The organism is Pantoea sp. M_9 (assembly GCF_008631385.1).
GTDB classification, from domain to species: domain Bacteria; phylum Pseudomonadota; class Gammaproteobacteria; order Enterobacterales; family Enterobacteriaceae; genus Pantoea; species Pantoea eucrina.
Genome location: NZ_VWUF01000004.1, coordinates 16,393 through 41,735, shown reverse-complemented (window position 1 = coordinate 41,735; position 25,343 = coordinate 16,393). Strand labels below are relative to the sequence as shown.

Sequence of the window (25,343 nt, the reverse complement as noted above, 5' to 3'; positions counted from 1 at the left end):
GGTTAACGCGTTTATCAGCAGGCTACAGCGAAAAAGAGTGGTTGATATTTTTTATCATAAAATAAGTTTGTAGCAGTGACCAGTATTAAGCGACTTAATTTGGCTATTAAAGTGATAAAAGTCACAACCGGAGCGGTTTTAATTTGCGAGGCGAATTAATTTATCTTTACACTGCATCTCGCAGAGAATCGTCTTATCAACACGCCAGGTGCCGGGATAATAAAACCAACCCGTACCAGGGGATACGCCAGTCTCATAGGGGGAGAACAAGGTGAGTATATTAGGCTATTTACAAAAAGTCGGCCGTGCGCTGATGGTGCCGGTGGCCACGCTGCCGGCGGCCGCTATCCTGATGGGGGTAGGCTACTGGATCGATCCCGACAGCTGGGGGGCAGGTAACGCGCTGGCGGCACTGCTGATAAAGTCAGGCTCTGCGATTATCGACCATATGTCGGTACTGTTTGCGATTGGTGTCGCGTACGGTATGTCTAAGGATAAAGATGGCGCCGCGGCCCTGACCGGCTTTGTTGGCTTTCTTGTGGTGACCACGCTCTGTTCGCCTGCTGCCGTCGCTATGATACAGAAAATGCCGCTTGAGCAGGTGCCTGCGGCGTTTGGCAAAATTGAAAACCAGTTTGTCGGTATCATGGTGGGTATCCTTTCGGCTGAGATGTATAACCGCTTCAGCCATGTCGAATTGCCTAAAGCGCTCTCTTTCTTCAGCGGGCGTCGCCTGGTACCGATTCTGGTCTCCTTCCTGATGATTGTCGTGGCGTTTATCCTGATGTACGTCTGGCCGGTGATCTTTGGTGGTCTGGTAAGCTTTGGAGAACATATCCAGAAACTGGGTTCTGTCGGAGCAGGGGTATACGCCTTCTTTAACCGGTTACTGATCCCGGTTGGCCTGCACCACGCGCTCAATTCCGTGTTCTGGTTTGATGTTGCGGGTATTAACGACATTCCAAAATTCCTCGGCGGCGCGCAGTCTATTGCTAACGGCAGCGGCATTCCGGGCATTACGGGTCGCTATCAGGCGGGCTTCTTCCCGATCATGATGTTTGGCCTGCCGGGTGCGGCACTGGCTATCTATCACTGCTCGCGTCCTGAAAATCGCGCAAAAGTGGGTGGCATTATGCTGGCGGCCGCTTTCGCAGCATTCTTTACCGGTATCACTGAGCCGCTGGAATTCTCCTTTATGTTCGTGGCCCCGGTGCTCTATGTGATCCACGCGGTACTGACCGGTATTTCAGTGTTTATTGCGGCCAGCATGCAGTGGATTGCCGGATTTGGCTTCAGCGCCGGCCTGGTAGATATGGTGCTCTCGTCGCGTAACCCGCTGGCGGTGCACTGGTGGATGCTGATCCCGCAGGGCCTGGTCTTCTTCGTGATCTACTACGTCGTCTTCCGTTTCACTATCCGCAAATTTAACCTGCTGACGCCGGGCCGCGAACTGGCAGCGGATGATGAAACCGATGGTTATGATGTGAATGTCATGCAGGAAAATAGCGGTGAAACGGCCACTGAATCGCTGGCGCGTCGCTATATTGCTGCCGTTGGCGGCTCTGAAAACCTGACGCATATCGATGCCTGTATCACGCGCCTGCGTCTGAACGTGAAAGATTCCGCACAGGTCAGCGAAGGTGTGGCAAAACGCATCGGCGCTTCAGGCGTTATCCGTCTTAATAAGCAGAGCGTGCAAATTATTGTGGGTACGCAGGCGGAGAGTATCGCTACTGCGATGAAGTCCGTATTGACTAAAGGCCCGGTGGCGGCCGCCAGCGCTGCGCCTGTGGCTAAACCGGTTGTGGCGGCAGCCGCGCCTGCGCCGGCGGCGACACATAAGGCGATTGCCACGCTGCTGGCACCGGTATCAGGTCATGTAGTGGCGCTGGATAAGGTGCCGGATGAAGCGTTCGCCAGCAAAGCGGTAGGTGATGGCCTGGCCATTCAGCCGTCGGATAGCCGCGTGGTGGCACCGATTGCCGGTACTATAGTGAAAATCTTCAACACCAATCACGCCTTCTGTCTGGAAACAGAGAGCGGCGTTGAGATAGTGGTGCATATGGGGCTGGACACCGTTGCGCTGGCAGGGCGCGGTTTTACCCGGCTGGTGGAAGAGGGCGCGACCGTTACCGCTGGCGAGCCGATCCTGGAGATAGATCTGGACTATCTGAACGCTCACGCGCGCTCGATGATCAGTCCGGTGGTGGTCAGCAACAGCGACGACTTCGCAGGTCTTACGCTGCTGGCAACCGGCACGGTTGTTGCCGGTGAAACGCCGCTCTATGAGGTGAAAAACTAACCCCAGGCGTTTAACCAATCAGGCAGGAAGCGATTCCTGCCTTTTTTGTTTTAAAAGCGCCAACAAACGGTTGTTTCCCTTCAGCGCTTTGTGGATCATACTCCGTTACTTCGAGGTAAAATCACCCGTTATTGTTTGAGGATTTTGAGATGAGTGAGGCTGAAGCCCGCCCAACGAACTTTATTCGTCAGATCATCGACGAAGATTTGGCGAGCGGTAAGCACAGTACTGTGCATACCCGTTTCCCGCCAGAGCCCAATGGTTATCTGCATATTGGCCATGCAAAATCGATCTGCCTGAACTTTGGAATCGCACAGGATTATCAGGGGGAATGCAATCTGCGTTTCGATGATACCAATCCGGTGAAAGAGGATATGGAGTTCGTCGAGTCGATCAAAAATGATGTGCAATGGCTGGGCTTTGAGTGGAGCGGCAACATTCGTTACTCATCCGACTATTTTGATCAGCTGTTTAATTATGCTGTCGAGCTGATCAACAAAGGGCTGGCGTACGTTGACGAACTGTCACCCGAGCAGATCCGCGAGTATCGCGGCACGCTGACGGCGCCGGGCAAAAACAGCCCGTATCGCGATCGCAGCGTTGAAGAGAACCTGGCGCTGTTCCGGAAAATGCGCGACGGTGGCTTTGAAGAGGGTAAGGCGTGCCTGCGTGCCAAAATCGATATGGCTTCCAGCTTTATCGTGATGCGCGATCCGGTGCTCTACCGCATTAAGTTTGCCGAACACCATCAGACCGGCAACAAATGGTGCATCTATCCGATGTATGACTTCACGCACTGCATCTCCGATGCGCTGGAAGGGATCACGCATTCGCTCTGCACGCTGGAGTTTCAGGATAACCGTCGCCTGTATGACTGGGTGCTGGATAACATCACGATTCCGGTGCATCCGCGGCAGTATGAATTTTCGCGCCTGAATCTGGAATATGCGGTGATGTCGAAGCGCAAGCTGACGCAGCTGGTGAGCGAAAAGCGGGTAGAAGGCTGGGACGATCCGCGCATGCTGACCGTTTCAGGCCTGCGCCGTCGTGGTTACAGCGCGGCATCAATTCGTGAGTTCTGCCGCCGCATCGGTATTACCAAACAGGACAATATCGTTGAGATGGCTTCGCTGGAGTCATGCATTCGTGACGACCTCAACGAAAATGCGCCGCGTGCTATGGCCGTGCTCGATCCGCTTAAAGTCGTGATTGAAAACCTGCCTGCCGGGCATGATGAGATCATCACCATGCCAAATCATCCTAACCGGCCGGAGATGGGTACGCGCGACGTGCCTTTCAGCCGCGAAGTATGGATCGACCGCGCAGATTTCCGTGAAGAAGCTAACAAGCAGTATAAGCGTCTGGTACTGGGTAAAGAAGTGCGCCTGCGCAACGCCTATGTGATCCGCGCTGAGCGTGTGGCAAAAGATGAGGCGGGCAACATCACCTGCATCTATGCGACCTGCGATGTGGATACGCTGAGCAAAGACCCGGCTGATGGCCGCAAAGTAAAAGGGGTGATCCACTGGGTCTCCGCAATTCATGCGCTGCCCGCTGAGTTCCGCCTCTACGATCGCCTGTTCAGCGTGCCTAACCCGGGCGCGGCAGAGGATTTCCTCGCGACCCTGAATCCGGACTCGCTGCAGATTAAGCAGGGCTTTGTGGAGCCAGGACTGCGCGAAGCGGTGGCAACCTCGCCATATCAGTTTGAGCGTGAAGGCTACTTCTGCGCGGATAGCGTCTACTCGCAGCCATCAGCGCTGGTATTTAACCGCACGGTAGGCCTGCGTGATACCTGGGCGAAGATCGGCAGCGAATAATAACCGCTTCCGGCATCATAAAATTATATAAGGGCGAGCATTCGCCCTTTTTTATTATCCTCTTTTGCTCCCCGGCAAACATTTATTCTGCGTTAAATAAAATTGTGCAGATACGCAGGTTTACGACTTGTCTGACTTTAAAAAAATTAACGCATTTGACCGTGTTAAATCCTTTTTTTCAGGTAGGCTATGCGCACTCCGGACTTGGTCTGTGGCTAGCAAAAAGGGAAAAATAATGACAAGCCTCGCTCAGGAAGCCAAACATAGCGTTGTGGTTTTACATCAGCTCATTGAACGTATTTTTAATCATGCGGATGTCAGCAACGATACCATGGGGCTGCTGCTGTCGCATTTCCATCCTGATTTCCGGATGGTTACGCCACAGGGAAGGCAGCTGACTCTGAATGACGTTGAAGAACTGTTTCGCCGCCTGTGCGGACAGCGTGAAGGAATGCGCATCGCGACCAGCGAACATGCGATCATTTCTGAGCAGCAAAAAGAGGTCACCATTCAGTATCGCGAACTGCAGATACTGAACGGCGAGAGCCACAGCCGTATTTCGCTGGCGGTGCTGGACTGCACAACGGAAAATCCGCGCTGGCGCTACCTGCAGGAGACGCTGGTCGCCTGAATTGCAGCAACAAAAAAACCGGTGCAGGCACCGGTTTTTTTATTTTACAGCGTAACTGCGTTATTTATCGTTATGCAGCGTTTCATCTTCCCGGCAGTCACCCACTTCGCAGTGACCATACAGATAGAGGCTATGGTTGGTGAGCTTGATACCGTGGCGGGTCGCGATTTCGCGCTGGCGCGTTTCGATCGACTCATCGCTGAACTCAATCACTTTACCGCAGTCCAGGCAGATAAGATGATCGTGATGCTGCTGCTGCGTTAATTCAAAAACGGACTTGCCGCCTTCGAAGTTATGACGGGTTACAATGCCCGCGTCGTCAAACTGGTTCAGAACGCGATATACCGTGGCCAGACCAATCTCTTCGCCCATATCGATCAGGCGTTTGTACAAATCTTCCGCGCTGACGTGATGGCACTGGGGTTCCTGAAGCACTTCCAGAATCTTTAATCTGGGCAGCGTGACTTTCAGGCCAGCCTTTTTCAATGCGGAATTGTTGTCAGTCATGCGGATATTGTCCTGTTACTTTGCTAGTCATTTGCGGCTTAACAGCCTTGAATGTGTGGTTAACGCGCATTCTCATTTGCGTCTCATTATAGAACCGGGACAGGCGAATAGAAACCAGGCAAATGTTAAAGAAATCACCAGAGGCGGGAGTAAGCTCTTGCTGTCGCCGGCGGGATTATACAGTGCTGGGTTCTCAGTTCACTCAGCCTCAGCCTGCTGACAGAGGAATAAGCCGTTAACCGTTGCGGGTATTCTACAGAATTGCAGGGAAAAGTTAAAAAAGCGTAGCTATTATTTTTATAGGCAATTCCGTTACCCGATGTTAACCGCGCCTGCATCGGGTAACGGCAACACATTATGCCTCAATAATTTCTTTGAGCTGCAGCTCATCAAAAATCTGCTTCACCCAGCCCTCGACGCGCGCATTTGTCAGCTCTGGCTGACGATCTTCATCGATGGCGAGCCCGAGGAAATGCTTCTCATCAGCCAGGCCTTTGGAGGCTTCAAAGTGGTAACCTTCAACAGGCCAGTGACCCACGATAATTGCGCCATTTGGCTCAATAATGTCGCGAATTGTACCCAGCGCATCGCAGAAGTACTCAGCGTAATCTTCCTGGTCACCACAGCCAAACAGCGCAACCAGCTTGCCATTGAAGTCAATCTCTTCCAGCGTCGGGAAAAAATCATCCCAGTCGCACTGCGCTTCACCATAATACCAGGTAGGAATACCCAGCAGCAGGATATCAAACGCTTCCAGATCTTCTTTCGTGCTCTTAGCAATGTCATGCACTTCGGCGACATCTTTACCCAGTTGTTTCTGGATCATCTTTGCAATGTTTTCAGTGTTGCCGGTATCGCTGCCGAAGAAAATGCCTACGATTGCCATGGGTTAGGTAACCTCTTAAATCCTGAATGTGAGAGTAAGTCAACAGACTATACAGATAAGCGAATGATAGCAGACCCTGAAAAAGCGCGGAACGCGCAAAGCGCAGAGTTTGTGTTCCTGTGTGCGGTCTGCATAAATTATATGAGTTTGAGCTGCGTCAGCAGCATCTGCTCAATCAGCTCGCTGCGACTGATATTTTGCTGCTCAGCCAGCGTATTGAGCGCGTCAACCGCTTCGCCGGACATTTTGAGCTCTACGCGCCGTAGCCCACGAACCTTATCGCGTTTAAGCTGGTTGCGCTTATTAATGCGCAACTGCTCATCGCGCGACAGCGGGCTGGTTTTCGGGCGGCCCGGTCGTCGCTCGTCTGCAAAGAGATCAAGCGTGGTACGGTCTGTCTGTTCTTTTGCCATGATTTGCGAAACTGAGTGGGCGCGAACGGCGCCGCGCGATTAAACACATTATCGGCCAGCCACAGTGTGTAACCACCGCGGCAAAATTTTAGCGCGACATCATACTCCAGCGTCAGACGGGACGCCAATCTTAAACATAGCGCAATAAGCTTTTGCTTTCAGAGTGTAAAAAAGCGCCGTACGGCACGTAATACGGCATCAGGTTTCTCTGCATGCACCCAGTGCCCGGCACCGGCAATGACCTGCGCCCGCGCCTCAGGAAACTGAGCCAGCAGCGGGGCCCGATAGTGGTTATCCAGATACGGAGAGTCGCCGCCGCGAATAAACAGCGCCGGGTGAGCCGAGGGGGGAATAGGTTCCCAGCCCGATATCGTCGCGTAGTTATCCCATAATACCGGCACGTTGAACCGCCACTCTCCTTCAGCAAAGGACTTCAGGATAAACTGAATGATCCCCTCTTCAGGGATAAACTGTCGCATCACCGCTGCGGCTTCACTGCGGCGCGTCACGCCGGCTGCGGAGACCGCGCGAATCGCTGCAAAGATCTCATCATGCCGGCGCGTCTGATAGTCGACGGGAGCGATATCAATCAGCACCAGCTTGCCAACGCGTTCAGGCGCCAGCGCACTTAGTGCCATAGCGATCTTGCCTCCCATCGAGTGGCCAATCACATCAACCTGCGAGATCTGCTGTGCATCCAGCGTATCCACCATATCCTGCGCCATTGCAGCATAGCTCATGCTATTGCTGCGCGGCGATAAACCGTGATTGCGCACATCGACCTGCAGCGTAGTACGTGCATCGGCTACGCCACGTGCCAGCCCGCCAAGGTTATCCAGGCTGCCAAACAGACCATGGATAAGTAAAACCGGTGCGCTGTGAGAATCAGATTGTGCAGTTTGCAGACGGGCATTCAAAATCATGGCTAAAGTTCTTACAGTTGAGAGCGTGGGTTAGGGTATCATGATTCTACCTGTCCGGGTGGCGGTCGCCAGGTATTAGGGCATATTCTGACTTTTGCCCGTAAACGTTGCCAGCGCTATCAGCTATTGCGGATTTAACTTTATAATCAATATGTCAGATCCCAGGCTCTCTGCGTGCCCGCTACCGGTAAGGGCGTTGCAGAATGCGGGATTCTGCTAGTTGCCAGACTCGTACGGAATAAGATGAAAACGATTGAAGTTGACGAAGAACTCTACCGTTATATTGCCAGCCACACGCAGCACATCGGTGAAAGCGCCTCAGACATACTGCGTCGCATGCTGAAATTTACCGCCAGCTCGCGCGCTGCAGCAGCGCCAGCAGTGACGGCCCCGGTAAAAGAGGCGACAGCAGCAGAGCCTGAAGCGCGTCCGCAGGACCGCGTGCGTGCCATGCGCGAGCTGATGCTGTCAGATGAGTATGCCGAGCAGAAAAAAGCGGTTAACCGCTTTATGCTGATTTTGTCAACGCTCTATCGTCTCGATCCTGATGCATTCGCCGATGCTACCGCATCGCTGCAGGGACGTACGCGCGTCTATTTTGCCGGTGATGAGCATACGCTGCTGCAAAATGGCACGCATACCAAACCCAAGCATGTGCCAGGTACACCTTACTGGGTCATCACAAACACCAATACAGGCCGTAAATGCAGCATGGTGGAGCACATCATGCTGGCTATGCAGTTCCCTCCGGAGCTGACAGAGAAAGTTTGCGGCACCATTTAAACTGAAGCGTCAGGGAGAAGCGCCAATGGCCAATCACCCCCGTGCCGGGCAGCCTGCCCAGCAGAGCGATTTGATTAACGTTGCACAATTAACCTCGCAGTATTACGTCCTGAAGCCGGATGCGGCTAACCCGGACCATGCGGTGAAATTTGGCACATCTGGCCACCGCGGCAGCGCGGGACGTCACAGCTTCAATGAAGAGCACATTCTGGCTATCGCACAGGCGATCGCCGAAGAGCGCAAAAAGAACGGTATCACGGGTCCATGCTACGTGGGCAAAGATACGCACGCGCTCTCTGAGCCCGCTATTCTGTCAGTACTGGAAGTGCTGGCGGCGAACGGTGTAGATGTCATCGTGCAGCAGGATAACGGCTACACGCCAACGCCCGCTATCTCCAATGCTATTCTGGAGCATAACAAACGCGGCGGCGCGCAGGCTGACGGCATTGTGATCACCCCTTCACACAATCCACCGGAAGATGGCGGCATTAAATACAATCCGCCAAACGGTGGGCCGGCTGATACCAACGTCACAAAAGTGGTGGAAGATCGCGCTAACCAGCTGATCAAAGGCGGTCTGCAGGATGTGAAACGTCTGCCGCTGGATCAGGCGTGGCAGAGCGGCCACATTGTCGAGCAGGATCTGATTCAGCCTTATGTTGAAGGACTGGCGCAGGTTATCGACTTCCCGGCGATTCAGAAAGCGGGACTGAAAATTGGCGTAGATCCGCTTGGCGGCTCAGGTATGGCTTACTGGCAGCGTATCGCTGAGCATTACAACCTCGATCTGACCATCGTTAATGACGCTATCGACCAGACCTTCCGCTTTATGCATCTGGATAAAGATGGCGTGGTGCGCATGGACTGTTCATCAGAGTGCGCGATGGCGGGTCTGCTGGCATATAAAGACAAGTTTGATCTGGCCTTCGGCAACGATCCCGATTATGACCGTCACGGTATTGTCACGCCAGCTGGCCTGATGAATCCTAACCACTACCTGGCCGTCGCTATCAACTATCTTTTCCAGCATCGTCCGCAGTGGGGCAGTGATGTTGCCGTGGGCAAAACGCTGGTCTCCAGCGCGATGATTGACCGCGTGGTTAATGATATCGGTCGCAAGCTGGTAGAAGTACCGGTGGGCTTTAAGTGGTTCGTTGATGGTCTGTTCGACGGCAGCTTTGGCTTTGGCGGCGAAGAGAGCGCGGGGGCATCTTTCCTGCGTTTTGATGGTTCAGCCTGGTCCACGGATAAAGATGGCATCATTCTCTGCCTGCTGGCCGCTGAAATTACAGCGGTGACCGGAAAAAATCCGCAGCAGCATTATGATGAGCTGGCAGAGCGCTTTGGCGCGCCAAGCTACAATCGTCTGCAGGCGTCGGCGACCTCGGCTCAGAAAGCCGCGCTGTCAAAGCTGTCACCAGAAATGGTCAGCGCTGATACGCTGGCGGGCGATCCGATCACTGCACGCCTGACGGCCGCTCCGGGTAACGGCGCATCCATTGGCGGACTGAAAGTCATGACGGAGAACGGCTGGTTTGCCGCGCGTCCGTCCGGCACTGAAGATGCTTACAAGATTTACTGCGAAAGCTTCCTTGGCGCTGAGCATCGCGAGCTGATTGAGAAAGAAGCGGTGGAAATTGTCAGCGAAGTTCTGAAGAACGCCTGAGAGTGATACCGTGAAAAGGGCCGCTGCTGCGGCCCTTTTTTTATGGCATAAAACGGTAGCCGATACCGGTTTCCGTCAGCAGGTGAGCAGGCTGCGTCGGATTTTCTTCGAGCTTCTGACGCAGGTGGCCCATATAGATGCGCAGATAGTGGCTGTGTTCCACCGCATTGGGTCCCCAGACCTGATTCAGCAGCTGGCGCTGCGTCAGCACCTTGCCGGCGTTATTCAGCAGCAGACTGAGCAGGCGAAACTCGGTTGGCGTCAGATGCACTTCCTGGCCGCGGCGGGTGATGCGGCGTGCAGCCAGGTCAACGCAGACTTCACCAAACAGCACGCGCGCATCGGGTTGACTGCCCTGATGACGACGTAAAGCCACCCGCACCCTGGCCAGCAGTTCGCCAATGCCAAACGGTTTGGTCAGATAATCATCCGCACCTGCGTCCAGCGCTGCGATCTTATCCTGCTCGTCACTGCGGGCTGAAAGCACAATAACCGGCATCGTGCTCCACTGGCGTACTTCGCGAATAAACGCGATGCCATCACCGTCAGGCAGACCGAGATCGAGGATCGCCAGATCGGGCTTGCGCGTTGCCGCTTCAATCAGACCACGCTGCAGTTGTTCAGCTTCGACAATTTTTACGCCTTCGCTCTCTAACGCCAGGCGTACAAAACGGCGGATCTCTTTTTCATCTTCCACAATCAAAATGGTTGTCACGTGGGCTCCTGCGACACGGTTTTCTCTACTTTAGCAATAAACCGCAGCGGCGTCCGCGCAGCGATTTACCACAGTAAAATAACCCGTTATTCACACCGTTGTAACGCCATTCTGCGGAACGGGAAAACGGCTAAAAAAAGTTCAGAATAAGTGGTCTGATGAGTAGCAAAAGTGAGCAGTCAGGCGTAGTATTTGCGGTAGATCACACTTTACAACAGATTGCTCAGGAGGAACGCAATGGATAAACGCTATTCACTGCCAAAAATCGTTATACGGCGCACGCTGGTGCTGATTGCAGGCGTTGCGGCACTTCCTTTTATGCTATTTCGCCGCGATCGTGCGCGTTTTTATAGCTACCTGCACCGTATCTGGTGCAAAACCAGTACCAAGCCGGTATGGCTGGCGCAGTCCGAGGTGGCAGGCGGTATTTACTGGTAACAGAATTTTTCTGACCGAGGCGGACGCTTTTACCCGAAGCGCCCGCTTTTTTTGACAAAATTTTGCTTATAGCGCCTGCTATATCCTGCCATTCATCGCCATTTGCGCTACACTTAAACCTCTACAAGATTTTGGAGGTTGTACAAGTATGAGCGAGAAAATTCCTGTCGGCATCAGTGCCTGCCTGCTCGGGGATAGCGTCCGATTTGATGGCGGCCACAAGCGTTTTGCCTTTGCAACGGACGAACTCGCGCAATTTGTGCGCTATGAGCCGGTCTGTCCTGAGATGGCTATCGGCCTGCCCACACCGCGTCCGGCATTGAGACTGGTGAAGCAGGGCGACGATCAGATCCATATCTGTTTCAGCAAAGATGATAATCAGGAAGTCACCAGCGAAATGCGCAGCTGGTCAGCGGAGCGTGTCAAATCGCTGCACCATCTTTGCGGCTATATTCTCTGCGCCAAATCACCCAGCTGCGGTCTGGAGCGGGTGCGCGTTTACGATCCTGCCACAAACAATAATCGCAAATCGGGCATCGGCATCTTCACCTCTTTTTTGCAGCAGGAGATGCCTTGGCTGCCGCTGGAAGAGGATGGCCGCCTGCACGATCCGGTTCTGCGCGAAAATTTCACCGGGCGCGTATTTGCGCTGCATGAGTTTAACGAAATGTGGCGCAGTGGACTGACGCGGCACAAACTGATCGCCTTTCACAGCCGGTATAAACTGCTGCTGCTGTCGCACGCGCAGGATGCCTATCGCGAACTGGGACGCTTCGTGGCCGCTATGGATAAATGGGCGTCGCTGGAGGAGTATGCGTTTGAGTACCGCAACCGGCTGATGCAGCTGATGTCGCATCGCGCATCGCGCCGCAATCACACTAATGTGCTGATGCATGTACAGGGCTATTTCCGGCCAAAACTCAGCTCTCCTCAGCGTCAGGAACTGGCGCAGCTGATCGATCGCTATCGCTGTGGCGTTCAGCCGCTGCTGGCTCCTATCACCATGCTGAAACACTACATGGCTGAGTATCCGCATCCCTGGCTGGCGCAGCAGCGCTATTTCGATCCCTACCCGGAAGCACTGCGCCTGCGTTACGGACAATAAGGACAAGGCCCCATGACCACACACCTGCTCTGGCTGCGCAACGATCTGCGTATTAACGATAACAGCGCGCTGGCGGCAGCGTGTCATGATAAAAAAGCTGACGTCATGGCGCTGTTTATCGCCACGCCGAAACAGTGGCGGCAGCACAGCATGTCAGCAAAACAGGCGACCTTTATTCATCAGAATCTGTGCGAGCTGCAGCAGGCGCTGGCGGAACGCGGCATTCCGCTGCATTTTCATCAGTGCGATGATTTTGCTGCTTCAGTTGATTATCTGAGCGACTTCTGCAAAACGCATCGGGTGGATGCGCTGTTTTACAACTATCAGTATGAAATTAACGAGCGCGAGCGCGACGCTGCCGTCGAAAAGCAGCTGGATGAGCAGGGCATTACCTGTCAGGGATTTGATGACAGCCTGCTGCTGCCGCCGGGCAGCGTGCAGACCGGCAATAATACGACGTTCAAAGTCTTCACGCCGTTCAGCAAAGCGTTTGTAAAACGGCTGCAGCAGGGGCTGCCAGAGTGCCATAGCGCTCCTGCCGCACGCGGTGATGCTCCGCTGAAAAACCTGAAAAAGATCCCCGCATTTGATTATCCGACTGAAAAACCCGATGAAAAGCTCTTTCCCGCCGGCGAACAGGCGGCGTTGAAACGCCTGCGCGCGTTTGCCAGACAGCCGGTGCTGGATTATCCCTCAGAGCGCGATACGCCTGCCAGCGACGGGACCAGCCAGCTGTCAGCCTATCTCTCAACCGGCGTACTCTCACCCCGGCAGTGTCTGCACCGGATTGTGAAAGAGCATGCTGATGCGCTGAAAGGAGGAAAAGCCTTTACCTGGATCAGTGAGCTGATCTGGCGGGAATTCTATCGCCATCTGATCGTGGCCTATCCGGCGCTCTGTAAACATCAGCCGTTTATCGACTGGACTCATCACGTCAGCTGGCAGAAAGACAGCGCTCATTTTGACGCCTGGAAAGCGGGCAAAACCGGCTATCCCATCGTCGATGCAGGTATGCGCCAGATGAACAGCATTGGCTGGATGCACAACCGGCTGCGCATGATCACCGCCAGCTTTCTGGTAAAAGATCTGCTTATCGACTGGCGGCAGGGCGAGCGCTACTTTATGGAACAGCTGATTGACGGTGATTTCGCTGCCAACAACGGCGGCTGGCAGTGGGCAGCCTCTACCGGCACCGATCCCGTTCCCTATTTCCGTATCTTTAACCCGACAACCCAGGGTGAACGGTTCGATAAGCAGGGCGCATTTATCCGGCAGTGGCTGCCTGAGCTGAAAGAGGTGCCCGACAGCGATATTCATCAGCCGCACGTCTGGGCGAAGAAAAACAACAAGAAACTCGATTATCCCCAGCCGATCGTGGAACATAAGGCGGCACGCAAAAAGACATTAGACGCTTTTGAACGCGCACGTGGCGCGGCCTGAGGCGATTACGGAGCCTTTATGAATAACATTGAGCTGGAAAAGATCGTTAACCAGCAGCTAAACAGCAGCGCGTTTAGCGACTACGCGCCTAACGGACTGCAGGTTGAGGGACGCAGTGAAGTCAGGAGAGTGGTTACCGGCGTTACCGCCTGCCAGGCGCTGCTGGATGAAGCGGTAAAGCGGAATGCAGATGCCGTTCTGGTACACCACGGCTACTTCTGGAAAAACGAAGCCCCGGCAATAAAAGGCATGAAACGACAGCGTCTGCGCACGCTGCTGGCTAACGATATTAATCTCTATGGCTGGCATCTGCCGCTGGATGCGCATCCACAGCTGGGAAATAACGCACAGCTGGCGCGCCTGTTTGATATCGACGTCAGGGGTGAAATCGAGCCGCTGCTGCCCTGGGGTGAGCTGCGCACGCCGCTCAGCGGCAGCGACCTGGCAGAAAAAATCGCGCAGCGCCTGGGACGCACGCCGCTGCACTGCGGTGATAACGCACCCGCGCTGATCAAACGCGTGGCCTGGTGCAGCGGCGGTGGTCAGGGCTTTATCGACAGCGCGGCCGCGGCCGGCGTTGACGCCTTTATTACGGGCGAAGTCTCTGAGCAGACCATTCACAGCGCGCGCGAACAGGGGCTGCACTTTTTCGCTGCGGGCCATCACGCGACCGAGCGCGACGGTATCAAAGCGCTGGGTGAGTGGCTGGCGCAGCATCACCACCTCGATGTTACCTTTATTGATATCGACAATCCTGCCTGATTTTTCTCTCTCTGCGTCCGCTCGCCGGGCGCAAACTGGTTGACACATCTCCGCCACTTTTGCATAACCTATTGAACCTGAGCAGCTATGTGAAAGGTTTATCGTGCCGCAGCACGTCTGCCGGCGCGCGTTATTCACGATCGGGAGGTGGGTTTTGCAACAGGCACGTTGTTATTTACTGGGAGAGCGGGCGGTGGTACTGGAACTGGCGCCGCCGGTTTCGCTCGCCAGTCAGCAGCGCATCTGGGGATTATGTGAGCGACTGCAGCAGGATGAGCAGGTGCAGGAGGCGATCCCCGGCATGAACAACCTCACGCTGATACTGCGCGAGTCACAAATCGATGCGCAGGACGCCATAGAGCGTCTGCAGCGCTGGTGGGAAGAGAGTGAAGAGCAGCCGCAAAATAATCCCCGGCTGATTGAGATCCCGGTGGTGTATGGCGGCAGCGCCGGACCCGATCTGTCAGAAGTGGCAGATCGCGCCGGGCTGACGCCGCCGCAGGTGGTAGAGCTGCACAGCAGCGCAGATTACATTGTCTACTTTCTTGGCTTCCAGCCTGGTTTTCCCTATCTGGGCGGCCTGGATACGCGACTGCATACGCCGCGTCGCGCCGAGCCGCGCGTGGCTGTCCCGGCTGGTTCAGTGGGGATTGGCGGCAGTCAGACCGGTATCTATCCGCTGGCTGCCCCCGGCGGCTGGCAGCTGATTGGCCATACGCCACTTAGCCTGTTTGATCCGCTTAAGCAGCCGCCCACGCTGATGCGTCCCGGGGATCGCGTGCGGTTTGTGCCGCAGAAGGAGGGCATATGCTGAATATTTTACGCGCCGGCCTAATGACTTCGGTACAGGATCGCGGGCGGCACGGCTGGCGTCAGCTGGGCGTCAGCCTGAGCGGTGCGCTGGATGAACCCTCCATGCGTACCGCAAATATGCTGGTGGGTAACAGCGAGAACAGCGCGGTACTGGAGATTGTGCTGGGTCAGTTCAGGGCGGAGTTTCAGCGCGACGGCTGGTTTGCGCTGACGGGAGCCGCCTGTAACGCTGAGCTGGATGGCAAGCCGGTCTGGACCGGATGGCGCCTGCCGGTGCAGCGTGGTCAGGTGCTTACGCTATCCATGCCAACCAGCGGCATGCGCAGTTATCTGGCGGTAAACGGCGGGTTTGCGGTAGCAGAAATGCTGGGCTCGCACAGCACCGATCTGAAAGCTGCGTTTGGCGGCTGGCAGGGCCGCAGGCTGCAGGATGGCGATCGTCTGCCGCTGGGCGAGCCAACCCGCCACTTCAGCCAGCCGGCGGGTGTGCGCCAGCTGCTGTGGGGAAACCGCATTCGTGCGCTGCCGGGTCCGGAATATAGCGAATTTACCCAGGAGGCGCAGGAGGCATTCTGGCGTAACCCGTGGAAACTCAGCCCGCAGAGTAACCGTATGGGATATCGCCTGCAGGGCGACAGCCTGCAGCGGACCGCCACGCGCGATTTGCTCTCACATGGTCTGGTGCCTGGCGTGGTGCAGGTGCCGCCAAACGGCCAGCCTATTGTGCTGATGGCGGATGCACAGACCACCGGCGGCTATCCGCGGATCGCCTGCATTATCGAGGCGGATATTTATCAGCTGGCGCAAATCAGGCTCGGCGAACCGATTCACTTTATTCCCTGCACGCTGGAGGAGGCGCTGCTGGCGAAACAGCAGCAGCAGCGCGCGCTGGATCAGATAGCCTGGGGGCTTACGCATGAAAATTGATCTGAATGCCGATCTCGGCGAAGGCAGCAGCAGCGATCGGGAACTGCTGACGCTGGTAAGTTCTGCCAATATCGCCTGCGGTTTTCACGCCGGTGATGCGCAGACCATGCTGCAGTCGGTGCGCTGGGCCAATGCGTCAGGGGTGGCGATTGGCGCCCATCCGGGCTTTCCCGACCGCGAGAATTTCGGCCGCACGGCGATGCAGCTGCCGCCGGAGACAGTCTATGCCCAGATGATCTATCAGATTGGCGCGCTGAAAAGCATGACGGAAAGTGAAGGCGCGCGGCTGTTTCACGTTAAGCCGCACGGCATGCTCTATAACCAGGCTGCCGCCGATCCGCAGCTCGCTGACGCGATTGCCCGGGCAGTACGGGCGGTGGATGCTCAGCTCATTCTGGTTGGCCTGGCAGGCAGCGAGCTGATTGCGGCAGGCGCCCGGTATGGCCTGCGCACCCGCGAAGAGGTGTTTGCCGATCGGGGCTATCTGGCAAGCGGGGCGCTGGTGCCGCGCAGCCAGCCAGGCGCGCTGATTGATGATGCCGGTCAGGCGCTGGCGCAGACGCTGACTATGGTAAAGCAGCAGCAGGTGCAAAGCGTGAGCGGTGAGTGGGTCGCCGTCAACGCGGAGACGGTCTGTCTGCACGGCGATGGCGCACACGCGCTGCAGTTTGCCCGCACGCTGCGTGCCGCGTTTGCTGCTGAGCAGATTGCTGTCAGCAGCGCATAACGTCCCTTTTTCGCCCGGCCTGCTATGGCCGGGCTTTTTGTTTTCAGTGAGGAAAATCATGGAGAACGTTGTCAACCTCTGGCCCCTGCTGGGGATCCTGGCCATTATTATTGGTTTTTTATTACGCTTTAATCCGGTGCTGGTGGTGATCGTCGCGGGCTTTGTCACCGGTCTTGCGGCGCAGATGCCACTCGGCGACATTCTGGAAAAACTCGGTTCCGGCTTTCTCAATACGCGCAATCTGCCGCTGATCCTGCTGCTGCCGCTGGCGGTAATCGGATTGCTGGAACGCCACGGGCTGAAAGAGCGTGCCCAGAGCTGGATTGCGCAGATCAAAACTGCCACCGCCGGCCGTCTGCTTATCGTTTACCTGTTTGTGCGCGAAGCAACTGCTGCGCTCGGGCTGACCAGTCTTGGCGGCCATCCGCAGATGGTGCGTCCGCTGCTGGCACCAATGGCGGAAGGGGCGACGGAAAACCGCTACGGTGAGGTTTCGCCAGAGATACGTCACCGGCTGCGCGCCATGTCTGCCGCGACGGATAACGTCGGTCTTTTCTTTGGTGAGGATATCTTTGTCGCGTTTGGCGCGATTATCTTTATGCATAACTTTATGCAGGAATCAGCGGGCATTACCACCGAGCCGCTGCATATTGCACTGTGGGGTATCCCGACCGCGCTGTGCGCCTTTCTTATCCACTCGGCTCGTCTGGTGCGGCTGGATCGTCAGCTGTCGCGTGAGCTGGGTGCGCTGAATCAGCAGGCGCTGCACGCCAGGGAGGAGAAGTAATGTTTCAGCAACAATATCTGATGTGGCTGGCAGGGGCGATTCTGCTGGTGGTTGCGCTGCTCTCCTGGGGAGACCGCGCCAATCCGCGTCGTCTGACAACCGGTCTTTTCTGGGCGCTCTATGGCCTGATTTTTCTGATTGGTGATGGCGCTTATCAGCTGGCGGGGCAGTGGGCCGGTGACGCTGAGCTGGGCCGCCGCTGGCTGCATATCGCCACCGGGGTGGTCGTGGTTGTGATGGCGCTGATCGCTGGCTGTGGCGGGGTGCGCCTCGGGCGCTATCATCAGCGTACTGAGGCAGAGAAACAGGCCAGCGCCAGACGGCTGGGCAATAAGCTGTTCTTACCCGCGCTGGCGATACCGCTGGTTACGGTGATTGGCGTACTGGCGTTTAATCATATTCCCGGCCTGCAGGAACAGGTGTTTGGCGCGGGTAACCACGCTACGCTGGTGACGCTGTTTTCAATGATGGTGGGCTGTATTCTGGGCTGGCTGATTGCGCTGGCGTTTACGCGGGAAAAACCGCTGCAGTCGATGCAGGAGACACGGCGCCTGCTGGATGCGGTAGGCTGGGCGTTTATTCTGCCGCAGATCCTCGCCACGCTGGGGTTGCTGTTTACCAGCGCCGGTGTCGGCAGCGCGATTTCGCACCTCACTGAACACTATCTGGCGGTGGATAACCGGCTGATTGCGGTGGCGGTCTATGCCGGAGGAATGGCGCTGCTGACGATGGTGATGGGCAACGCCTTTGCCGCGTTCCCGATTGTGACGGCCGGCGTCGGCATTCCGATTCTGGTCCTGCAGCATGGCGGCAACCCGGCCGTCATGGCGGCGATCGGCATGTTTTCCGGCTACTGCGGCACGCTGATGACACCGATGGCAGCAAACTTCAACATCGTGCCCGCGCGCCTGCTGGAGCTGCCGGATCGGAATGCGGTGATCAAGGCTCAGGTTCCTACCGGTGTACTACTCTTGTTAGTGAATATTTTCCTGCTCTACTTCCTGATGTTTTTGTGAGGCAGTAATGAAAACGGTGTTGTTAACGGCTTTTGAGCCGTTTGGCGGTGAGCGTCTCAATCCTTCCTGGGAGGCGGTACGCGACTTTGACGGTAAAACGCTGGCTGGCGTGCGGGTGGTGGTACGCCAGCTGCCGGTGGTGTTTGCAACCTGCGGTGCGGTGCTGACTGACGCGCTGACCACGCTGCAGCCCGATGGCGTTCTCTGCGTGGGGCAGGCGGGCGGGCGCTGCGATATTACGCTGGAGCGGGTAGCGATCAATATTCACGATGCGCGTATCCCCGATAACCAGCAGCAGCAGCCCGTGGATGAGCCGGTCGTAGCAGGAGGTCCGGCGGCCTACTTTGCCACGCTGCCCATTAAAGCGATAGTCGCCTCGCTGCGGGAGGCGGGCATTCCCGCCTCGGTTTCGCAAACGGCCGGCACCTTTACCTGTAACAGCGTGATGTACTCTCTGCTGCACTGGTTGCATACCCACGGCAGCCCGGCACGCGGCGGATTTATGCACATTCCCTGGATGCCGCAGCAGGCGGTGAATCATCCTGGTGCGCCCAGCATGTCTGTTAGCAGCGTGACGCAGGCGCTGGAAATCGCCATTCAGGTCATGATGAACACCCATGACGACATCCGTGTTGCGGGTGGCGCAACACACTAATCAGGAGTCTGTATGCCAGAGGGACCGGAGATCCGCCGGGCGGCGGATCAGCTGGAAGCCGCTATCGTGGGCAAGCCCCTTACCGATGTGTGGTTTGCTTTTCCATCGCTGAAAACCTATGAGCCCGCCTTGCTGGGCGAAACGGTTAACGCCATTGAAACGCGCGGTAAGGCGCTGCTGACCCACTTCTCTAATGGCCTGACGCTTTACAGTCACAATCAGCTCTACGGCGTCTGGCGGGTCGTGGCCGCAGGCACGCAGCCCGCGACCACCCGACAGCTGCGGGTGCGGCTGGAGAGCGCCGATAAAGCTATTCTGCTTTACAGCGCGTCTGATATTGAGCTGCTGAATGCGGACACGCTCGGTGCACACCCGTTTCTGCAGCGCGTCGGGCCGGATGTGCTGGATGCCACGCTGACCGTGGCGGAGGTGCGCGAGCGCCTGCTTTCGCCGCGGTTCCGGCGCCGGCAGTTCAGCGGCCTGCTGCTCGACCAGGCTTTTCTGGCCGGACTGGGTAACTATCTGCGGGTTGAGATCCTGTGGCACGCCGGCCTGCGCGCGCAGCACCGGGCGCAGGATCTGGACGACGTTCAGCTCGACAGGCTCAGTGACGCACTGCTGGCGATCCCGCGTCTCTCTTACAAAATGCGTGGCAGCATGAAGAAGTATCATGAAGAGGCGGCGTTTCGCTTTGAAGTCTTTCACCGGCAGGGCAAAAAGTGCCGGCGCTGCGGTACGCTGATTGAGAAAGGCGTGCTCTCATCACGTCCTTTTTACTGGTGTCCGGGGTGCCAGCTGTAGTCAGACGCGGGCAGATTGCGGGCAAAAGAAAAGGGCAGAAGAATCTGCCCTTTTTTATGGCGTGACGGCGCTTATTTTTTCAGCGCTGACTCAAACGGACGCTCGGTGTAACCGGTATAGAGCTGACGCGGACGGGCAATTTTCATGCCTTCATCGTGCATCTCTTTCCAGTGCGCAATCCAGCCAACGGTACGCGCCATCGCAAAGATCACGGTAAACATTGAGGAAGGAATGCCCATCGCTTTCAGAATGATGCCGGAGTAGAAATCGACGTTTGGATAGAGTTTACGCTCGATAAAGTAGGGGTCGTTCAGCGCAATGTGTTCCAGCTCCATCGCCACTTCCAGCAGGTCATCTTTCATACCCAGCTCATTGAGCACTTCATGGCAGGTCTCACGCATCACGGTGGCGCGCGGATCGTAATTCTTGTAAACGCGGTGACCAAAGCCCATCAGGCGGAATGAGTCATTCTTATCTTTAGCACGGCGCACAAACTCCGGAATGTGCTCTACGGTGCTGATCTCTTCCAGCATACGCAGGGTAGCTTCGTTGGCGCCGCCATGTGCCGGTCCCCAGAGTGAGGCGATACCGGCCGCGATACAGGCAAACGGGTTAGCCCCGGATGACCCTGCGGTACGTACAGTAGAGGTGGAAGCGTTCTGTTCATGATCGGCGTGCAGGATCAGAATACGGTCCATCGCGCGCTCAAGCACCGGATTCACTTTGTACTCTTCACACGGTGTGGCAAACATCATATGCAGGAAGTTACCGGCATAGGAGAGGTCGTTACGCGGATAAACAAAAGGCTGACCGATAGAATATTTGTAACACATGGCTGCCATGGTAGGCATTTTCGACAGCAGGCGGAACGCAGCGATTTCGCGATGGCGCTCGATGTTTACATCCAGCGAGTCGTGATAGAACGCGGCCAGCGCACCGGTTACGCCGCACATAACGGCCATCGGGTGTGAGTCACGACGGAAACCGTGGAACAGACGGGTAATCTGCTCGTGGATCATGGTGTGACGGGTAACGGTCGTGCAGAACTCTTTGAACTGCTCCTGGGTAGGCGCTTCGCCGTACAGCAGGATATAACAGACTTCCAGATAATTTGAGTGGGTCGCCAGCTGATCAATCGGGAAACCGCGATGCAGCAGAATGCCTTCATCACCATCAATAAACGTTATTTTGGATTCACACGACGCGGTAGAGGTAAAGCCGGGGTCAAATGTAAACAGGCCTTGTGAGCCAAGGGCGCGGACGTCAACAACATCCTGTCCCAGCGTGCCTTGCATCACATCCAGTTCAAGCGTGTTGTTGTCTTGTAGGGTCAGCGTCACTTTTTTATCTGTCATTTTTCGTCTCCATAGCGCCTGGGTAAGTAAGGATCTTTAGACACCAGAATAGTTCGCATGTTGCGTAACACCACTCGCTTCAGATTATCACCTGGCAATAACCTGCACGTAATGAGGTTACGCAGTACTAAGGCATCCGGGGCAAGGATATTCGGACATGACATGGCGCTCATCGCAGATGTTAAAGATCCTGTCACGACATAACTTCTTGGTAACCAATAACCTGACGGTTTATGTTGCTCGTTAGGGCAATGTTACATAACTTGAGCTTAGGGGAAAGTGTATCCCCATAACTTTTGTGCATCATAGGGCTTTAGTGCGATTGTTTGTAACTGAAATGTTGATCTATTGTCAAATCAGATAATTAAAAATGTATATTTTGTGAAAATCGTGAGTCTGATCACTGTTTAGCTTAAATGTGACCAAACAGATTGTAGGGGAATTGTAATCAGAATGTGATCGTCCTATACTGCCGCCAGGTCTCCGGAATACCCTGACACCAGGAGCCACCCAGCGTTTTACCCGCTTCATATAACACTGGATGTTGCTATTTTGGTGGCGGTTGTCGTCTGAACACGCTCAGTGCTCTGCTGCAACTCAGGACCGGAGGAAGCAAAATAAAAAAGAGCTGTGTGGGCAAAACCGTGAAAAAACAAAGACCTGTTAACTTGGATCTCACGACGATCCGGTTTCCCGTTACTGCAATATCGTCCATTCTCCACCGCGTCTCCGGCGTGATTACGTTTGTCGCTCTCGGAATTCTGCTCTGGTTACTGGGTCTCTCTCTCTCCTCTCCCGAAGGTTTTCAGCAGGCGGCATCCATCATGGATAGCTTCTTTGCCAAATTCATTATGTGGGGCATTCTGACCGCGCTGGCCTATCATGCGGCAAGCGGTATCCGTCATATGCTGGCAGATTTTGGCTTTACCGCAGAGACCCTGCAGGTGGGAACCCGTACCGCGCAGGCGGTTTTTGTTATCACTGTCGTGCTCTCAATTCTGGCTGGAGTCCTCGTATGGTAAGCAATGCTTCTGCTTTAGGACGCAACGGTATCCACGACTGGCTTCTGGTCCGTGCTTCCGCAATTCTGATTACGCTCTACATCATCTATCTGCTCGGCTTTGTCGTCATGACCGACACGCTGACCTATGATGTCTGGCGCAGCTTTTTCGCCTCCTCCTTCACCAAAGTGTTTACGCTGCTGACGCTGTTCTCCATTCTGGTTCACGGCTGGATCGGTATGTGGCAGGTGCTGACTGACTACGTGAAAGCGCTGGCGCCGCGTTTGTTGCTGCAGCTGGTTATTGTGGTCGCGCTGTTGTCGTATGCCGTTTATGGCACTGTTGTTGTGTGGGGTGTGTAAATGAATTTGCCAGTCAGAGAATTTGATGCCGTGGTGATCGGCGCAGGTGGCGCGGGTATGCGCGCGGCACTGCAAATCTCCCAGTCGGGCCAGAGCTGTGCCCTGTTATCGAAAGTTTTTCCAACCCGTTCCCATACCGTATCGGCGCAGGGCGGCATTACCGTTGCGCTGGGTAACACCCATGACGATAACTGGGAATGGCATATGTACGATACCGTAAAAGGTTCCGATTACATCGGTGACCAGGACGCGATCGAATATATGTGTAAAACCGGCCCGGAAGCGATTCTGGAACTGGAGCATATGGGACTGCCGTTCTCCCGTTTAGAAGATGGCCGCGTTTATCAGCGTCCATTTGGTGGCCAGTCCAAAAACTTTGGCGGCGAGCAGGCCGCACGTACCGCTGCGGCCGCTGACCGTACCGGTCACGCGCTGCTGCATACGCTGTATCAGCAGAACCTGAAAAACAAAACCACCATCTTCTCCGAATGGTATGCGCTGGATCTGGTGAAAAACGCAGATGGTGCGATTGTGGGTTGTACCGCTATCTGTATTGAAACCGGTGAAACCGTCTACTTCAAAGCGAAAGCAACTATTCTGGCAACCGGCGGTGCGGGCCGTATTTACCAGTCCACCACTAACGCGCATATCAATACCGGCGACGGCGTGGGCATGGCAATCCGTGCCGGCGTACCGATGCAGGATATGGAGATGTGGCAGTTCCACCCGACCGGCATTGCGGGTGCGGGCGTGCTGGTCACCGAGGGCTGCCGTGGGGAAGGCGGCTATCTGCTGAACAAACATGGCGAACGCTTCATGGAGCGCTATGCGCCAAACGCCAAAGATCTGGCGGGCCGCGATGTTGTTGCGCGTTCGATGATGGTTGAGATCCGTGAAGGTCGTGGCTGCGATGGCCCGTGGGGTCCGCATATCAAACTGAAGCTCGATCATCTGGGCGCTGAAGTGCTTGAATCGCGTCTGCCAGGTATTCTTGAGCTGTCGCGCACCTTTGCGCATGTCGATCCGGTTAAAGAGCCGATTCCGGTCATTCCAACCTGTCACTATATGATGGGCGGTATTCCGACCCGCGTAACCGGACAGGCGCTGCGCGTGAACGAGCAGGGCGAAGATGAAGTGATCCCGGGCCTGTTTGCGGTCGGTGAGATCGCCTGCGTATCGGTTCACGGTGCTAACCGCCTGGGCGGTAACTCACTGCTGGATCTGGTGGTGTTTGGCCGTGCAGCAGGTGTGCATCTGATGGAGTGTATCGCTGAGCAGGGCGAACTGCGCGATGCTACCGCGGAAGAGATCGATGCGGCCATGGCGCGCTTTAATCGCTGGGAAAATAACACCACGGGTGAAGATCCGGTGGAAATCCGCAAAGCGCTGCAGCGCTGCATGCAGAACAACTTCTCGGTGTTCCGCGAAGGTGACGCCATGCGTGAAGGCCTGGCCGAGCTGAAATCGATTCGCGAGCGTCTGAAGAGTGCGCGTCTGGATGACCGCTCACCCGATTTCAATACGCAGCGTATCGAATGTCTGGAGCTGGATAACCTGATGGAAACCGCTTATGCAACCGCGGTTGCCGCAAACTTCCGCACGGAAAGCCGTGGCGCACATAGCCGCTTCGACTATCCGGAGCGTGATGATGCAAACTGGCTGTGTCACAGTCTCTATGTTCCGCAAACGGAAAGCATGACGCGCCGTGAGGTGAACATGCAGCCGAAACTGCGCGCGGCCTTCCCGCCGAAAGCGCGTACCTATTAATTGCGGAGGTCATGATGAAACTCGAATTTTCAATCTACCGTTATAACCCGGACGTCGATGACAAGCCGCGCATGCAGGATTACACCCTGGAGTCGGAAGACGGGCGCGACATGATGCTGCTGGATGCGCTGATTCGGCTGAAAGAGCAGGATCCAACGCTGGCGTTTCGTCGCTCTTGCCGCGAGGGTGTCTGCGGTTCAGATGGTCTGAACATGAACGGCAAAAATGGTCTGGCCTGCATTACTCCGGTCTCAGCACTGGGTAACGGCAGCAAAAAGATCGTGATTCGCCCGCTGCCTGGTCTGCCGGTTGTGCGCGACCTGGTGGTCGACATGAGCCAGTTCTATACGCAGTATGAGAAAATCAAACCGTTCCTGCTGAATAACGGTGAGAATCCGCCGGCGCGTGAGCATCTGCAGAGCCCGTCGGAGCGTGAGCACCTGGATGGCCTGTATGAGTGTATTCTCTGCGCCTGCTGCTCAACCTCCTGCCCGTCGTTCTGGTGGAATCCGGATAAGTTTATCGGTCCGGCCGGTCTGCTGGCTGCTTATCGTTTCCTGATTGACAGCCGCGACACGGAAACGGACGCGCGTCTCGACAATCTGAGTGATGCTTTCAGCGTATTCCGCTGTCACAGCATTATGAACTGTGTGAGCGTATGTCCGAAAGGGCTGAACCCGACGCGCGCCATCGGCCATATCAAGTCGATGCTGCTGCAGCGCGGGGCGTAAAGCTAAGAAG

General features: G+C 55.7%; 26 protein-coding genes. 20 read left to right on the top strand and 6 right to left on the bottom strand.

What is annotated here, in order from left to right:
* The first annotated feature begins 277 nt into the window (after positions 1–277).
* The 3 genes from nagE (at position 278) to F3I15_RS08810 (ending at position 4,753) form a co-directional block, all read left to right on the top strand.
* Positions 278–2,302, top strand: a complete 2,025-nt coding sequence (nagE, locus tag F3I15_RS08820) for an N-acetylglucosamine-specific PTS transporter subunit IIBC (RefSeq protein WP_150017749.1) — start codon at positions 278–280, stop codon at positions 2,300–2,302.
* A gap of 149 nt (positions 2,303–2,451) precedes the next feature.
* On the top strand, positions 2,452–4,122 hold the full coding sequence (gene glnS, locus F3I15_RS08815) for a glutamine--tRNA ligase (RefSeq protein WP_150017519.1): 1,671 nt from the start codon (positions 2,452–2,454) through the stop codon (positions 4,120–4,122).
* 235 nt (positions 4,123–4,357) lie between these two features.
* Complete coding sequence (locus F3I15_RS08810) at positions 4,358–4,753, top strand: hypothetical protein (RefSeq protein ID WP_150017517.1); 396 nt, start codon at positions 4,358–4,360, stop codon at positions 4,751–4,753.
* Positions 4,754–4,813: 60 nt separating this feature from the next.
* Here F3I15_RS08810 and fur read toward each other — a convergent pair whose 3' ends face one another.
* The 4 genes from fur to ybfF all read right to left on the bottom strand — a co-directional run bounded on the left by fur (position 4,814) and on the right by ybfF (position 7,482).
* Positions 4,814–5,260 carry a ferric iron uptake transcriptional regulator gene (gene fur, locus F3I15_RS08805; protein WP_039383181.1) on the bottom strand — a complete coding sequence of 149 codons (447 nt, stop codon included), beginning with the start codon at positions 5,258–5,260 and terminating at the stop codon, positions 4,814–4,816.
* 355 nt (positions 5,261–5,615) lie between these two features.
* Positions 5,616–6,146: a flavodoxin FldA gene (gene fldA, locus F3I15_RS08800; RefSeq protein ID WP_039383182.1), complete on the bottom strand. Its 531-nt coding sequence runs from the start codon at positions 6,144–6,146 to the stop codon at positions 5,616–5,618.
* A 137-nt stretch (positions 6,147–6,283) separates the two neighbouring features.
* Positions 6,284–6,559 (bottom strand): LexA regulated protein, encoded by a 276-nt coding sequence (ybfE, locus tag F3I15_RS08795; RefSeq protein ID WP_039383184.1) that lies wholly within the window; start codon positions 6,557–6,559, stop codon positions 6,284–6,286.
* A 158-nt stretch (positions 6,560–6,717) separates the two neighbouring features.
* Positions 6,718–7,482, bottom strand: coding sequence for an esterase (gene ybfF, locus F3I15_RS08790; RefSeq protein WP_150017515.1), 765 nt, complete (start codon positions 7,480–7,482; stop codon positions 6,718–6,720).
* A 243-nt stretch (positions 7,483–7,725) separates the two neighbouring features.
* Between ybfF and seqA the strand changes: the two genes are divergently transcribed.
* The gene (gene seqA, locus F3I15_RS08785; protein WP_150017513.1) at positions 7,726–8,265 is read left to right on the top strand and encodes a replication initiation negative regulator SeqA; all 540 of its coding nucleotides are present in this window, start codon (positions 7,726–7,728) and stop codon (positions 8,263–8,265) included.
* Positions 8,266–8,290: 25 nt separating this feature from the next.
* The gene (gene pgm, locus F3I15_RS08780; RefSeq protein WP_039383189.1) at positions 8,291–9,931 is read left to right on the top strand and encodes a phosphoglucomutase (alpha-D-glucose-1,6-bisphosphate-dependent); all 1,641 of its coding nucleotides are present in this window, start codon (positions 8,291–8,293) and stop codon (positions 9,929–9,931) included.
* 40 nt (positions 9,932–9,971) lie between these two features.
* Here the strand turns inward: pgm and kdpE are convergent, their stop codons facing one another.
* A complete protein-coding gene (kdpE, locus tag F3I15_RS08775) occupies positions 9,972–10,646 on the bottom strand; it encodes a two-component system response regulator KdpE (protein ID WP_150017511.1) in 675 nt (224 codons plus the stop codon).
* Between the two features lie 237 nt (positions 10,647–10,883).
* On the opposite strand from kdpE, the gene F3I15_RS08770 reads away from it, so the two are divergent.
* From F3I15_RS08770 to nei, 11 genes are all read left to right on the top strand, one after another.
* Entirely contained in the window at positions 10,884–11,084 is a 201-nt protein-coding gene (locus F3I15_RS08770; protein ID WP_094111652.1) for a YbfA family protein, read from the top strand.
* A gap of 148 nt (positions 11,085–11,232) precedes the next feature.
* On the top strand, positions 11,233–12,189 hold the full coding sequence (locus tag F3I15_RS08765; protein ID WP_039383196.1) for a 2-thiouracil desulfurase family protein: 957 nt from the start codon (positions 11,233–11,235) through the stop codon (positions 12,187–12,189).
* A 12-nt stretch (positions 12,190–12,201) separates the two neighbouring features.
* A complete protein-coding gene (gene phrB, locus F3I15_RS08760; protein ID WP_150017509.1) occupies positions 12,202–13,629 on the top strand; it encodes a deoxyribodipyrimidine photo-lyase in 1,428 nt (475 codons plus the stop codon).
* Between the two features lie 18 nt (positions 13,630–13,647).
* Positions 13,648–14,391, top strand: a complete 744-nt coding sequence (locus F3I15_RS08755; RefSeq protein WP_150017507.1) for a type 2 GTP cyclohydrolase I — start codon at positions 13,648–13,650, stop codon at positions 14,389–14,391.
* A 154-nt stretch (positions 14,392–14,545) separates the two neighbouring features.
* A complete protein-coding gene (gene pxpB / locus F3I15_RS08750) occupies positions 14,546–15,205 on the top strand; it encodes a 5-oxoprolinase subunit PxpB (RefSeq protein ID WP_150017505.1) in 660 nt (219 codons plus the stop codon).
* Complete coding sequence (gene pxpC / locus F3I15_RS08745; protein WP_150017503.1) at positions 15,199–16,131, top strand: 5-oxoprolinase subunit PxpC; 933 nt, start codon at positions 15,199–15,201, stop codon at positions 16,129–16,131. The genes pxpB and pxpC overlap by 7 nt, the downstream gene beginning before the upstream one ends.
* Positions 16,121–16,858, top strand: a complete 738-nt coding sequence (gene pxpA / locus F3I15_RS08740) for a 5-oxoprolinase subunit PxpA (RefSeq protein WP_150017501.1) — start codon at positions 16,121–16,123, stop codon at positions 16,856–16,858. Before pxpC ends, pxpA begins: the two co-directional genes overlap by 11 nt.
* 58 nt (positions 16,859–16,916) lie before the next feature.
* Positions 16,917–17,645 carry a DUF969 domain-containing protein gene (locus F3I15_RS08735; protein WP_039383210.1) on the top strand — a complete coding sequence of 243 codons (729 nt, stop codon included), beginning with the start codon at positions 16,917–16,919 and terminating at the stop codon, positions 17,643–17,645.
* A complete protein-coding gene (locus tag F3I15_RS08730) occupies positions 17,645–18,661 on the top strand; it encodes a DUF979 domain-containing protein (protein WP_150017499.1) in 1,017 nt (338 codons plus the stop codon). The genes F3I15_RS08735 and F3I15_RS08730 overlap by 1 nt, the downstream gene beginning before the upstream one ends.
* Before the next feature lie 7 nt (positions 18,662–18,668).
* Positions 18,669–19,316, top strand: coding sequence for a pyroglutamyl-peptidase I (pcp, locus tag F3I15_RS08725; RefSeq protein ID WP_150017497.1), 648 nt, complete (start codon positions 18,669–18,671; stop codon positions 19,314–19,316).
* 12 nt (positions 19,317–19,328) lie between these two features.
* Positions 19,329–20,117 carry an endonuclease VIII gene (gene nei, locus F3I15_RS08720; RefSeq protein WP_150017495.1) on the top strand — a complete coding sequence of 263 codons (789 nt, stop codon included), beginning with the start codon at positions 19,329–19,331 and terminating at the stop codon, positions 20,115–20,117.
* Positions 20,118–20,188: 71 nt separating this feature from the next.
* Here nei and F3I15_RS08715 read toward each other — a convergent pair whose 3' ends face one another.
* Positions 20,189–21,472, bottom strand: a complete 1,284-nt coding sequence (locus tag F3I15_RS08715) for a citrate synthase (RefSeq protein WP_039383219.1) — start codon at positions 21,470–21,472, stop codon at positions 20,189–20,191.
* A gap of 632 nt (positions 21,473–22,104) precedes the next feature.
* Here F3I15_RS08715 and sdhC point away from each other — a divergent pair.
* Genes sdhC through F3I15_RS08695 form a run of 4 tightly spaced genes read left to right on the top strand, consistent with a single transcriptional unit; the run spans position 22,105 to position 25,333 of the window.
* A complete protein-coding gene (gene sdhC, locus F3I15_RS08710) occupies positions 22,105–22,494 on the top strand; it encodes a succinate dehydrogenase cytochrome b556 subunit (RefSeq protein ID WP_039383221.1) in 390 nt (129 codons plus the stop codon).
* Positions 22,488–22,835, top strand: coding sequence for a succinate dehydrogenase membrane anchor subunit (gene sdhD, locus F3I15_RS08705; protein ID WP_065649844.1), 348 nt, complete (start codon positions 22,488–22,490; stop codon positions 22,833–22,835). Before sdhC ends, sdhD begins: the two co-directional genes overlap by 7 nt.
* Positions 22,836–24,602, top strand: a complete 1,767-nt coding sequence (sdhA, locus tag F3I15_RS08700) for a succinate dehydrogenase flavoprotein subunit (RefSeq protein WP_150017493.1) — start codon at positions 22,836–22,838, stop codon at positions 24,600–24,602. It begins immediately after the preceding gene.
* Between the two features lie 14 nt (positions 24,603–24,616).
* On the top strand, positions 24,617–25,333 hold the full coding sequence (locus tag F3I15_RS08695; protein ID WP_039383229.1) for a succinate dehydrogenase iron-sulfur subunit: 717 nt from the start codon (positions 24,617–24,619) through the stop codon (positions 25,331–25,333).
* Positions 25,334–25,343: the final 10 nt, after the last annotated feature.